Here is a 13370-nt window from a genome sequence, read left to right on the forward strand (position 1 = left end):
GGTGAAAACGACCCAAAGCGATCATTAGATACGGTGCTGTCATTCTGCGGTCGCAACCGCGATTGCCACCATTTGTTGGACGGGCAGAACCAGGGTGCCGCGCGGCGTCATGTGCTACGGACAATCTGTATCTGGGTATTATCTCGACAAGTCGAATTCAGTCTTCTCATTACTTTTAGACGGCTAAAACCATCTTGGACCTACCTAAAAGACCGACCAATTTGTCGCTTGAGAGAGCATTGAAGCAGCGCGTGTTCCGGCATGCGAATTGCCATAAGTATTCAGCCCAGGAGACCACAATGCGATAGAAGCGATTTTTGGTGCGATAACAAGCAAACCACCACCAACACCGCTCTTTCCGGGCAGACCCACCCGGTAAGCGAAATCACCCGAACCGTTGTAGTGTCCGCAAGTCATCATCAGAGCGTTTACCCGGCGGGCATGATGTCGCGAAATAACGCGAGGAGCGCCATCCAACCCAGCAAGAATGCGGCCAGCCATTGCCAACTGTTTGGTCGTCATTTCGATCGCACATTGATGAAAATAAACCCCAAGCGTAAGTTCCGGTGAATTAAAGAGGTTCCCATGGGATTTGAGGTAATGCGCAAGCGCAATGTTTCTGGATCCGGTCGCCTGTTCGGACGCGGCTACCCTGCGATTGATATGAATTTCGTCTGATCCAGCCATTTGCCGAACAAGTCCAAGTATTTCTGAAAGTGCAATTTTAGGCTCTCGCTTGGATAGCAAAGCATCCGTGGTAACAATCGCGCCAGCGTTGATGAATGGATTGCGGGGTCGACCTTTCTCGATTTCCAATAGAACGACAGAATCGAAAGTGGCCCCCGATGGTTCTCTGCCAACCCTTTTCCATAGTTGGTCCCCCACTCGCCCAAGCGCCGCCACAAGCGTAAAGACCTTTGATACACTCTGAATGGAAAACGGTGTGTCAGCCGAGCCCGCGCTAAACACATGTCCATCGTTCAGGCATACGCTTATCGCGAACTGCTTTGGGTCAATTTCAGCAAGTTCGGGAATGTACTGAGCCGTTCGCCCCCAGTCATCCTGTTTGAATATTTCAGCCGCAATGTTCTGCATCACATCGTTCATTAGGATCCCCCCACGCGTTGGCCGCATGTCGGGCCAGATTTCATGTGCAATTCGGACCGGAAATTTCTGTTTCCTCTAATACAACAAAGAACCTCGCCAAAACTGGCGAGGTTCAAGTTAGTTAGAGCTCGAGCATTGAAGACGAACATTAATCCGTCACGCTCCTTTGTGGAAATCAGTCTTTCACTTTCCCGGTCCATGCCGTGCGATCGATGTCCAGATCAGGAAAATCGTCTGGGTTCAGAACCGGGCGTTCCACACCTGCTGCAAGCTGCTTACGGAAGTCTTGCAAGATGCGGAGGCATGTCGGCAGCAGCATCATGATCACGACAAGGTTGACCAGGGCTAGCAGACCCATTGCGGGGTCAGAGAATGCGAACACCGATGTCGCACCCGGCGCTGTCGCCCCAAGAAACACGATACCCATAATAGCAACGCGCAGAACGTTGATCGCCATGGGGTGTTTGGTAATCACAGTCAGCGCGTTTTCACCCAGATAGTAGTTGTAGATGATCGAACTGAACGCGAACAGCAGGATGATGAACGTCAGGAAATACTGGGTCCATTCGCCCAGATGGCTTACCAACGACTGCTGCGTCAGGACCACCCCATCGATATCTGCACCGGGCTGATATACGTCGCTCAGCAACACGACCAAAGCGGTGCATGTGCAGATGACAATCGTGTCGATGAAGACTGAGAACGACTGGGTGATGCCTTGGCTGATCGGGTGACGTACATCCGCTGTTGCGGCCACGTTCGGAGCGGAACCCAGACCGGCTTCGTTCGAAAACAGACCGCGTCGCAGACCGTTCGCAATGGCCGCGCCCATGCCGCCACCGACTGCTTCTTCCCAACCGAAGGCGTTCGCAATAATCGAGACGAACACACCCGGTACGTCAGCGATGTTGATTAGGATGATCACAAAGGCCATCAGCAAATAAGCCATTGCCATGATAGGAATAACCACATCCGCTACTTTGGCAATCCGATGAATGCCGCCAAAAACCACGAAGCCGGCAATCACTGTGAGCACTGCACCGGTGACAAAACGGCTAAGGCCAAGGCTTTCTTCTGCAGCGCCTGCAACCGTGTTGCCTTGGAATGCGTTGAAACCGATGGCAAAGGACGCGATCAGGCAGATCGCATAAACAATGGCCAGCCAACGGTACTGCTGACCAAGCCCGTGTATGATGGAACGTGCGGGTCCGCCGCGGAAATCTCCATTTTCCTGACGACGCTTATAAAGCTGCGCCAGCGAGCATTCGACCAAGCTGGTAGCCATACCGACAATCGCGATCGCCCACATCCAGAACACCGCGCCCGGGCCACCAAGCGTAATGGCAACCGCAACCCCGGCGATGTTCCCGCCACCAACGCGACCGCCGACCGACACCAACAGCGCCTGCCGAGCCGAGATGGCATTTGGATCAGCGCTTTGGTTGTTTGAAGACAGCACACGGAACATGCGCTTGAAAAACTGAAACTGAACGAAACCGGTCAGTAGAGTGATGAAGACGCCAAAGATGACAAGTATTGGTACAAGCGACCAACCCCATGTCAGGTCATTAATGGCGCCGAACAGGCCGTCGAAAATTCCCATGTTTCCTATGTTTCCCTGTTAGTGATGACCATGCGCCGTGGGCAATGGTCTGATCGCCGCACCGCATCAAGTCTGGTAGCACCGGGCCCGCGTTCGACTCAATTTGGTGAGGTGATGCAACCAGTTGCAAAAAGGTCTTGCATGAGCGCCAGATAGCGCCACATTATTGTCGGGTGTTGATCGAAATATCTGATGTTTTTGGATTCGATGATCCGAAAAGAAGGGAGTAAGCCAAATATGGCGGATGATTTCCAACGGAACCTGAGGTTGCTGACGAACCATTTCAAGTCTGTGGCCGAGGTTTGTCGTCAGCTGGAGATCAACCGATCGCAGTTCAACAAATACCTCAATGGTGCCTCTCGGCCATCGCAACATGCCCTTGCGAAGATCTGCGATTTTTTTGGTGTCGAAGAAGGCGAGATATTACTTCCGCATGATAATTTTGCGGAACTGGTTCGACTTCGGCGTGACGCCAACGTTGGCCCATTGGCCTATTCTGCCTATCTGGAACAATTGGCCAGGCGCTCTCGCAATGATCTGTCCCGGTATGATGGTTTCTACCACGAATATTCCTATGCCATGACATATCCGGGATTGATCTTGCGGACTCTGGTGCGACTGTCGACAGAAGGAGGAGTCACGCGTTACTCGCGCATCGAAAACATGGCGATCAAGGGCCGGGACAAGGCCCGCATGCATGGTCGCTACAACGGGCTGGCTTTCTACTTGAACGACCGCATCTTTCAGGTCGATTTCGATGCGATCACTGGCGAAGAAATCAGTCAGACAATTCTTTATCCTAATTTCAAGAACCGCCACAATCGGCTTCCCGGACTGAAGCTCGGAGTCTCGACCAGCAGTTCCAGAGAACCGCTTTGCGCGCGCGTTCTCTATTGCTTCCTCGGAAAAGAAACCAAAATTAAGGACGCTCTTAAGGCGTGTGCTGTTTTTGAACCTGACGATCCGGAAATTGATCGATCAATAGAGATGATGGTAAGAAACACAATGAACATCGACGATTCACACTTTCGTGTAATGAGCGACTTGTAGGATCGGTCAAAACGATGTTGCTGAATAACTAGTGCGGTGCGAATCCACATCATAGTGTTCCATGTCCTAACGTCAGGCAAAATAGATGGCCAGTGCGATCAGTCCAACGCTATTGGCAAGGCCCCAAAGCAACATTTGGAGATGAGTATTCTGACCTCCTTCATGCCCGAACCAGTGGCAGAAGTAATTCCCTGCGATAAGAAATCCGGCCCAGGTGGTACAAAACAGCAATGCGCCAATCAGGCCCAGCGACAACCCCACTGAAATGATGACAATGCCTAAGGCTGCGCCCGCCAGTGCTCCAACACCAAGCCAAAGCCCGGCGACGGTCAGCAACTCCCAGCCGACAATGAACGAGAACAACCGGCGTCGGATCTTTCAGTTGGTGAGGTGCCAGTAAGCAACATGTACGTAGGCTTCTGGATATTCCTCACGCTTACGTTCCATATCCATAACCTGCGCTGTATAGGTTTCGTTTAAGAACGGGTGAAACACATTCTCAAACTCACCTATCGTTAGCCAGGCCGCCATGAATGCCAAGTTGACGCACCCGGTAACAAGTAAAACAGTATCCAGCATCTCTTATCCGTGGATTTCGCCCGCCCGGGACCGGCCCGGACAAGCAGCTAAGTTCAGGATTCCCAGTACATGTATTGTGGGTAAATTTCATTGGAGATATGCACTGCAGCTCCTTTTAGATTGCTGTTGCGGTGATTATGTAGCGACCACCAGTAGGGCTGAATGATGACGCCCTCGTCGACCGTGATCTGTTCCAGCTTCGCCATGATCTCGCACCGGGCGTCCGGGTTTGGCGTCGCCAAAGCTTGATCGACCATCGCGTCGAACTCGGTATTCTCGAAACCGGTCTCGCTCCAGCTTGCTCCGCTTTTGTAGGCAAGCGCGAAAGTCTGGATGCCAAGCGGACGGTGGTTCCAGTTGGTGACCGAGAAGGGGTAACTCGCCCATTCGTTCCAGAAGGTCGAAGACGGGTAGACCGTGCGTTTCACGTTTATGCCCGCATCGCGCAGCTGGCCGGCGATCGCATCACCCGTGGCCTTCCAGAATGCGCTGTCGAGCGTAACGAGGTCGAATTCGTAATCGCTCATCCCGGCCTCTTCCAACAGGGCCAGGGCAGCTCCGGCATCGCGCTTCGGAGCACTGATGTCGGCATATTCAGGATGTTTGGGCGAGACGTGATGGTTTTCTGCGACGCTGCCGAGGTTGTTATAGGCGAGCTCCAGAACTGTGGCGTCGTTGACCGCCTGTGCCAGCGCGCGGCGTAGAACAGAACCGTGCTATCCTTCCCTCTGCCGGATCAGATCCCTACCTGGCATTGATCGCAAAGCGATGAGCGGTCCAATTGCAAAAGGTTGACTGGGAACTCGCGCAAAGGTCATACTCATATTATTTCATATGTACGAGGTGGACCGATGGCAAAACCATCCAGACCACGGAATTTGAGGAAGAAGATTTTGATGGGCGTGGCTGTATCGGCCATTCCGTTGGCTGGGTGCGATCTTATCGATGCAATTGAGTCTTCATCGGGTGGTCCAACCCCTAGCATAACCGCATCTCCGGACGAGATTGCAGCATTTGAAGCAGCGAAATCTCAGGGTACCGTGGCATCGGTCGAACAGTTTCTGCGCGGTTATCCTGACAGCATGCTGGTGCGAAAACTGCTGCAAGATCAATCGCCAGCTACCCTTAGCCGGATTAGCGACGCTGTTGTTCAGGGTTTAAGCCCTGCGGTTGTAAGCTCGCTTTCACCCGGCGTAAAACAAGCTCTTGGGATACAGGTGGATCGCGGTGATGGCGGCGATGGGCGTGAAGGTGCGTCTGACGGCTATAGCGGATAGCTCCCGAATATCAGCGCGTGAAACCTGATACCTCTTCCATTGAAAGCAGCAATTTGCTCTCGGTTTCCGTAATCGTAACCAACTACAATTACGGACACTATCTTCAGGCGTGCCTGGACAGTTTGTATGCTCAGACCTGCGTGCCGGACGAGATCATTGTGGTAAATGATGGCTCAACCGATGGCAGCTCCGAAATATTGGCGCTCCAGCAGGGGATCACCGTGATTGATCAACCCAATGGCGGGCAGGCAGCGGCGTTCAATGCTGGTTTTGCCGCCAGCCACGGTAAGATCGTGATGTTCGTTGACGCAGATGACAAGCTTGAACCGCAGGCGATCGAGGTTGTGCGCCGGTTGTGGAGCGACGAAATATCGGCTTTGTCCTTTGGGCTTTGCATGATCGACGGTCAGGGGCGAGGGATCGGGCAATATGCAATGGACTTGCCTGACGACGATCTTCTGGGCCGGATGCTCAGCCAACTGACGATTCCGTTCATGCCCACCAGCGGAAATGCCTTTCGCCGTGACGTTGTTGCTTGGGCCTTTCCTCTGCCCACGGAACGCTGGCGCATAAGTGCAGATGCGCTGCTTATTCGGGTGGCGGTCCTGGCGGCCCCGATCCGGCAAATCCGGCAGACGCTGGGGGCATATCGTGTTCATGGGCAGAACAACTATTTCCGCAGTGGCGTCACAGGCCCGTGGCGGGCCAACCGCGGTTTGCGTGACATTGCGCAGGCTGGCTTGGACCTTATCGCGTTGTCTGATCGCGCAGGGCGTGATTTGTCGCGTTCCGATCGCACGAAATTGCTGTTTGCGGCGTCGCGATGTCAGATGAAGGCCGAAAACCTCGTGTTTGACACGGGATCTCTGGCTGCATTTAGGAAACGAGCATTGTCGCTTGCTCAAGGCGGGCGAGTAACCTCTAGCCTGTGGCTTTATCTCACCTGCGCCCGTTTCAGCCGAACCATCAGGAAATGGAGTGTTGATCCCCGGTATCAACGACGTTTCTTGCGCACTGCACTCGATATTCTACGAGGCCGCAGATTGACCCGCGATCTTGCCGCGCCTGGAGCCACTCGCACACCTTTTGAGGCCCGTCTGTCGCCGGAATCTGAACCGCCCCAGGATCCCATGGAGTGGCTGACAGGTCCGGAGTGGTCCCGTGATCACAGCACGGGTGGTGCTGACCTGAGTGCCGGGAGAGGGCGGTTCAGCTTTGCGCGGGTCTGGTCCGGACCCGCCAAGCTTAGCTTGGATGTTGTTCCGCGTTCAGATCTACCCGTTGAGATCGCAGTCTTTCACAATGGATTGCCAGTGGGATCTGAAGAAGTCATATCGAAGAAAACTATAACAGTCGTGCTGCCCGAAGCAGCAAGGTTGCCTCCCCCCCCGGATGATATTGAGCTACGGATTACGGATCAGTTTCCCGGGCGATTTGGCGTGTTTTCCAGGATTTGGCGCAAAGCCCATCGCCTGCAAATCCAGCGCATCGGGTTGGAGCCGGAGCCAGCTGAACCAGCTTCAGCTGTCGTGCCGGTGGCTGGCAGTGCTCTGATGTCGGGTTTTGGGGATGTGGTGCAGACGAAAAATGGTCACGTGTTGTCGGGCGAGCGGTTGATTGGTTCTGGCGAGGCACTGTCACTGGCTGTGCCGCCCCTAAAGCCGCCCTTTTGCCTGCAGTTGAGTTTTTCACCGGATCAAGTGCCAGGGTCTTTGACAATTGGAATACGTGACGCGGTATACCACGCTGAAATCGGTCCTTCGGGACAGTGCTTGATCGAAATTCCACATATGATGGACGTTTTTGACAGCCCGGCCGTGCTGAGATTTGACCTGCAACCACAGGAATTCCTGGATGACCCGGTCATCGAAATTCAAAGCATGTCTTGGCTACCCGAGGGTCCGGTTGGGCGGTATGAGTTGCCTGCACTGGTTCCGGGTGGCTGGGCTGGTCCGGGCACAGGGAGGGCCTTGTCGTCGTTCCTGTCCGATGGCTGGATGCATGATCCGGACGGCACCGCGATGATGTTTGGAAGCACCGCACAGATTGTGGTGTCGCAGGCGGCTGTTCGCACCGGTTCCGTTCTGCGCCTTGATCTGGAGCCTTTGGACCCAATCGCGCTGCGGGATCGGCTGGTGCTGGTGATCAATGTGGGCGGCACTGCCCGAGCAACGGTACAGCTAACCGGGGCGGGAATTGTCGAAGTCGATCTTGACGGCGTTCTGGCGGGCCCCCGGCATCGGATAGAAATCGATATCTACGCCGCTACTCGCCCACAGGATAACCAAGATGACGGGCTTGTCGGAAACCACGGTGGTCTGCGGCTGAACCGGATTGGAGTTGCTGCCGACAACGGGCAAGAACAAGCGCTGGCTCAGCCCGTCCCGGCTTTGCCGGATATGCAGGTCGCGCGCATTCTGAAACAGCTGCGGCAAGCGTTGCGGCAAGGGGCCGATTATTCAAAACTCGAAGCATTCAGAGACGAGCTGACCGCCGCTATTTCTGCGCTTAGCCCCTCAGCCGCATTTGGTGGGCTGGCAGCGAATGACTTGGATATGCTGACGCAATTGTCGGCAAAACTTCCAAGCTGCAAACAAAAGTTTGAACCGCTGGATCGGGCTGATTGGTTGCGTGATCTGGCGCTTCGAATGCTGCAGGGTCCCGGATATATAACTCTGCAGGGAACAGAGCTGACCGCCTTGCCCGAGCTGACGCCGGATTTCGCCCGGATACTTGGGGCTTACCTCGTTGCCGATCCAGTTGCTGGCACCAAGAAATCTGAATTACAGGCCTATCAGGATCACTTGGTTTCGATACTGTCTCAGGCGCGCGAAGTTATCGCCAATAGCCCGGAAAACAGCCCCCTTGGTCTTTTGGCGGGGCAGGTGGTTACATCCTTCCGCGCCCGGCAGTTGCTGTTCAGTGATCTGCCGCTGCGACCGCATGTTCAAGCTTTTGCACAGGCGCTTGAGGCCAAGCTGCTGAGGGCCGGGTTCGATTTGTTCGCGCCGCAAACCCGTGCGCGCGGGCCGCGTCGTGGCCCGTTCAGAATTGGGGTGGTCCTGCACAACACGAAACCTTCGCCTGAGACTTGGATATGGCGCGCATTGTTACGCAAGCTCTCTGCTGACCGGGTCGAAGTGACGCTGTTTTTGACAGAACAGAATGCGGCCCCCGACTCGGGCTTTGAAGGCTGTCGGGTGGTCGGCCTTGCCGGGTATTCCCTATCCGAGACGGTGGTCTCCATTCGCAGAGCTCAGGTGGATGTGATGCTGCTTGGTGCCAATTTTTATGGCCATTGCTTCATGGCCGAGCTTTGCGCGCATCGATTGGCGCCAAGGCAGATTGCATTGTCGGCGGTTTTCCCGGCGACTACCGGATTTGCCAGTGTTGACAGTTTTGTTCTTGGTAAATCCGTGGCCCCTTCATGCGCTTCCGATGACTATACTGAGACGATACATTGGGCCCCCGGCGCTGGGCAGGCGTTCGACATACCTCCGGCACCCAGGGTGAATGTGGATGCGATACAGGTGACTCGTAAGCGAGTCGGCATCGATGCTGGGGCGGTAATGCTTGTCAGTGGTGCAATGACGGACAAGATAGGCGCGGAAGTTCTACAAGTCTGGACCCGCGCGTTGGCAGCCGTTCCCGAGGCTGTGCTGGTGCTTTATCCTTTTGCCGCCAGCTGGCAGCAGACCTATGACGGATCGATTTTCAATGCCCGAGTGGCAGAGGCCTGTAAAACCGCCGATGTCGATCCGCGCCGGATCCGCATCCTCCCTCCGATCCCGAATGCAGAAGTCAAACAGGTGTTGGTTGCAGCGGATTTGTATCTGGACAGCTTCCCGTATTCCGGGGCAACGACCACGGTTGAAGCGTTGCAATGCGGTCTGCCCGTTGTTGCCTTGCAAGGTAAAACGCAGCGCGGACAACAAGCTGCAGGTTGGCTGGCAGAATTCGGGCTGGGTGATCTGATTGCCAATTCGCATCAGGCCTATGTGGATATTGTGGCTGATCTGGCTGGTGATCCCGCCCGCTTATCTGAGGTGCGAGCCCGGATTGCGGAAAGTCGGGAAACGGCGATGAAGCAGCACGAATTCGCGCGCTGGTTTGAGGACCTGCTGCTGCCCAAGTCCCAAGGCGGCCCGGAGCCGCGTTATCTGTTTCACCACATGCCAAAAACAGGCGGCACCAGTCTGAAGCGGATCTTCAGCAGTTGGTTCGAACTGGCCGAAGATTATCGCGCGCCCTGGGCCTATATCATGCCACCAGCCTTGGATCTGGATAGTTTGGGAGCGAAGACGATGCTATGTGGTCATTTTGCAGCCGATCGGGCCCGGTTGACGGAAAGATATCCGCAAACTGCCAACTCAGATCGCTGGCGCAAAATCACTTTTCTGCGTGACCCGCTGGAGCGTGCGATTTCAATTCACGCCTATGAAAAGAAACTGCGGCTCGACTATGATCAAACCTATCAACCCGTCCCGCTGGGAGAGTACCTGCGGAGCAACGAAGGGATCTTTCTGACGCATTTCGAGTGTGATGAAAGCAACTGGCGACAGGTGCTGGACAGTTATTGGTTTGTCGGCACGCTCGAACGGATACCTGCGTGTATGGACTATTTGGCAGCCAAGCTCGGCAAACCTGCACCGGATGTGCTGCCGCATGAAAACGCAAGCTTGCGAACCGAGGACGCGACAGAGGAAGACATCGCCGTATTTCGCGCGAACAACGCCATCGAATTCGAGATATATGACGCCGTGTCTGCGCGTCTGGACACGTTATTGCCCTAACATACGCGCGATCAGGTCCCGTGCTGAATAACGTGGTGCCCAGCCGGGGTAATCGGTTTGAAACGAGCGTGTATCCGAAATCCACCACTGATGATCACCATAGCGGGGTTCGGGGTTAATCCGGCGCGGCACTTCGCGGCCTAGCAGGTCCTGTGCGATATCCAGCGCCTCGATTACAGAAACCGAGCTGCCACGCCCGCCGCCCATGTTATAGACGCCCAAAAGTTTGTTGCCCTGCATGACGCGCACGAACGCCTCGGCCAGATCATCTGCATGTAAATTATCGCGCACCTGCTTGCCGCCATTGCCGATCACTTCATAACATTCGCCACGTAAGGCGGTCCGACAGAGGAAGGACAGAAACCCGTGCGCTTTGGAACCGCTGTGATCCTCGCCCGTCAGACATCCAGCCCGGAACACCGCAGCTCTCAGGTCAAAGCGGGTGGCATATTCCTGAACCATCAGATCTGCCGCAGTTTTTGATACTCCGAACAGGCTGTGCTGTGTCTGATCGATGGACATGGATTCATCGATACCATGTGCGTAAAACGGGTGGTCCGGCGAAGGTTCCAACCGGCTGTCATGTTCCTGCAATGGCAGCAGATTAGGACGGGTGCCGTAGACCTTATTCGTGGATGTAAAAAGAAATGCCGCGTCCGGAGCGAAAGTGCGGCACGCGTCAAGCAAGTTCAAAGTTGCAGTGGCATTGATGGCGAAATCGGTGAAAGGATCACGCGCCGCCCAATCATGCGAAGGCTGCGCGGCTGCGTGGACGACCACAGCCAGACCCCGACCGATCTTGCGAAACAAGGCTCTGATTGCCTCGTCGTCGCGAATATCCAGATTGTAGTGCTGGTAACCTGGGCAGCTGGCGGCAAGCGCTGCCTGTTTACCTGCATTGCTGGCGGCGTCCCCAAACAGCACCCGCCGCATATCATTGTCTATGCCGACAACGTCAAACCCCAACGCCGTAAATCTGCGCACAGCAGCAACCCCGACAAGTCCCAGTGATCCGGTCACAAGGGCCAGGCTGTTGGTGGTCACGGGCTGGGTCTCCGGCTGTCTCTGAATGTGTTTAAATTCTAATATCTTTGTCGCTAAACCTACCGTTTTCGCGTATAAGGAACAAGCTACTTTAAGGCTTTACAGATGTTCGACTATTCGGTTCTGGATGGTGTGGCTTAGAATTTTAATAATCTCAACGCTTTTTTTTCAAGCGTTGACAGATGACGTATTTGCTCAGTCTGCCGGACCGGGGGCGGGCAAGCGGGTTGCGTTTGTCGTTGGCAACTCGGCCTATCAGGGCACTCTTGGCAAGCTGCGAAATCCAGTCAACGACGCCACAGATGTTGCCACCAAGCTTGAAGAGCTTGGGTTCGAGGTCATACTCGCCACCGATCTGAGCCTGCACGCTTTCCGGGCCTCACTGCTGAATTTCGCAACCGAGATTGAAGGCGCAGATACATCGTTGTTTTTCTATGCAGGACACGGTGTGCAGGTGAACAATGAGAACCACCTGATTCCGGTGGATGCCCAAATAAACCGCGACCGCAACCTGTCTGACGAGACGATTACAGTAAACCGCGTGGTTGGTTTGATGAACCAATTCACCGAAACATCGATTGTTCTGCTTGACGCCTGCAGGGACAATCCGCTGACCAGTGATATACCGATAGGCGGGCAAGTGGACGGGTTCGGGCGGGGCCTGGCACGGGTGAGGGCGGATGGGGGGTCGTACATTGCCTTTGCGACAGCACCGGGGAATGTCGCGTATGACGGCGAGGGGCGTAACAGCCCGTTTACCACGGCTTTGTTGAAGCACATCTCGACGCCTAACACTGATATTCGTCTGATGATGGCTGACGTGCGGCGCGATGTCTTTGCAGCTACGCAGCAACGGCAATTGCCGTGGGAGAATAACTCGTTAATCGGTCGTTTTTTCTTTGATGAAAACAGTACGCTGCAACGTCTGGACAGCAGCGCCCGCACCGAGGCTGAGGCGTGGCAGGCGATTGCCAGCACGAACCGGCGCGAGGATTACGCAGCTTTTCTGCAAGCCTTTCCTGACGGGAATTTCGCTTCGGTGGCGCGTCTGAAAATCACCGCGCTGGAACAATCCGAGGAACGCGCAAGCGCGGCGCAGTCGGGATTTGTCCGGGCGCGGGCGACCAATACCGAAGAAGAATGGAACAATTTCCTACAAACGTTCCCCGAGGGGATATTGGCCGATATTGCCCGCGAAGAACTGCAGGAATTGCAGGACGAGATCGAGCGCAACCGCATGACGCTTGAGGAAATCCACTGGCGCTCTATCGAAAACTCTCATGCGGCTTCGGATTTCCGCATGTTCCTGTCGCTCTATCCTCAAGGCGCGTTCTCCGACCTGGCGCAACAGCGCCTCGAAGCGACCCTGCGCGCCGAAGAGATCGTTGCCTCACTGGCTGACGGAGCCTTGCCCGAAGATGTCAGTGATGTTCGACTTGAGCGGGAAATCAAGCGCAAGGTGACGCAGATACCAGTGCAGTTCATTCAATACGGTTTGAATGCGCTGGGGCATCAGGTCTCTGATATCTCCGGCGTTCTTGATGCCCCGACGCGCCGGGCGGTACGCAATTATCAGGCCACCATCGGTGCCTCGCAAACGGGCCGTCTTACACCGCAACAGATCGTGGATCTCCTGCTATCGGCTGCGGCGCTGGGCGACAGTCATGCGTTGACGGCAACGGGGATCATGCTGACCGCGGGGCAGGGATTGCGCAAGAACGAGAAGATGGCACGCCTGTGGCTGGACCGGGCGGCAGATCAGGGCAATGGGCTGGCGATGGCCAATCTGGGCATCCTCTATCGCGATGGATTAGGGGGTGAGCGCGATCTGTCCAAAGCCCGATCCTTGCTGACCGTTGCCGTGACATTGGGTGTTGAAGGGGCCGAACCGGTTTTGCGGAGCCTTGGAAATTGAGA

At 55.2% G+C, this 13370-nt stretch carries 8 protein-coding genes and 1 pseudogene; 4 read left to right on the forward strand and 5 right to left on the reverse strand.

Annotation, left to right across the window (positions count from 1 at the left end; genetic code table 11):
• Positions 1-204: 204 nt before the first annotated feature.
• Both ACR0NF_RS14270 and ACR0NF_RS14275 read right to left on the reverse strand, forming a co-directional pair.
• Positions 205-1107, reverse strand: coding sequence for a glutaminase (locus ACR0NF_RS14270; RefSeq protein WP_480778462.1), 903 nt, complete (start codon positions 1105-1107; stop codon positions 205-207).
• A gap of 175 nt (positions 1108-1282) precedes the next feature.
• Entirely contained in the window at positions 1283-2710 is a 1428-nt protein-coding gene (locus ACR0NF_RS14275; RefSeq protein ID WP_480472170.1) for an alanine/glycine:cation symporter family protein, read from the reverse strand.
• 192 nt (positions 2711-2902) lie between these two features.
• On the opposite strand from ACR0NF_RS14275, the gene ACR0NF_RS14280 reads away from it, so the two are divergent.
• Complete coding sequence (locus ACR0NF_RS14280) at positions 2903-3760, forward strand: helix-turn-helix domain-containing protein (RefSeq protein ID WP_480778463.1); 858 nt, start codon at positions 2903-2905, stop codon at positions 3758-3760.
• Between the two features lie 72 nt (positions 3761-3832).
• Here the strand turns inward: ACR0NF_RS14280 and ACR0NF_RS14285 are convergent.
• Positions 3833-4339 (reverse strand): annotated as a pseudogene (locus ACR0NF_RS14285) (DUF2165 family protein).
• A 53-nt stretch (positions 4340-4392) separates the two neighbouring features.
• Positions 4393-5031, reverse strand: coding sequence for an ABC transporter substrate-binding protein (locus tag ACR0NF_RS14290; RefSeq protein WP_480472902.1), 639 nt, complete (start codon positions 5029-5031; stop codon positions 4393-4395).
• A 159-nt stretch (positions 5032-5190) separates the two neighbouring features.
• Between ACR0NF_RS14290 and ACR0NF_RS14295 the strand changes: the two genes are divergently transcribed.
• Positions 5191-5616, forward strand: a complete 426-nt coding sequence (locus ACR0NF_RS14295; RefSeq protein ID WP_480485023.1) for a hypothetical protein — start codon at positions 5191-5193, stop codon at positions 5614-5616.
• 17 nt (positions 5617-5633) lie between these two features.
• Positions 5634-10409, forward strand: coding sequence for a glycosyltransferase (locus ACR0NF_RS14300; RefSeq protein ID WP_480778464.1), 4776 nt, complete (start codon positions 5634-5636; stop codon positions 10407-10409).
• Here the strand turns inward: ACR0NF_RS14300 and ACR0NF_RS14305 are convergent.
• A complete protein-coding gene (locus ACR0NF_RS14305) occupies positions 10398-11453 on the reverse strand; it encodes an NAD-dependent epimerase/dehydratase family protein (RefSeq protein ID WP_480472166.1) in 1056 nt (351 codons plus the stop codon). The genes ACR0NF_RS14300 and ACR0NF_RS14305 overlap by 12 nt on opposite strands.
• Positions 11454-11628: 175 nt before the next feature.
• Between ACR0NF_RS14305 and ACR0NF_RS14310 the strand changes: the two genes are divergently transcribed.
• Positions 11629-13368, forward strand: a complete 1740-nt coding sequence (locus ACR0NF_RS14310) for a caspase family protein (protein ID WP_480472165.1) — start codon at positions 11629-11631, stop codon at positions 13366-13368.
• Positions 13369-13370: the final 2 nt, after the last annotated feature.

This window comes from Ruegeria sp. CF4, assembly GCF_056537345.1.

Coding starts and splice junctions, on each gene's coding strand:
- ACR0NF_RS14270 (WP_480778462.1), bottom strand. CDS start 1,107: ATGAACGATGTGATGCAGAACATTGCGGCTGAAATATTCAAACAGGAT.
- ACR0NF_RS14275 (WP_480472170.1), bottom strand. CDS start 2,710: ATGGGAATTTTCGACGGCCTGTTCGGCGCCATTAATGACCTGACATGG.
- ACR0NF_RS14280 (WP_480778463.1), top strand. CDS start 2,903: ATGTTTTTGGATTCGATGATCCGAAAAGAAGGGAGTAAGCCAAATATG.
- ACR0NF_RS14295 (WP_480485023.1), top strand. CDS start 5,191: ATGGCAAAACCATCCAGACCACGGAATTTGAGGAAGAAGATTTTGATG.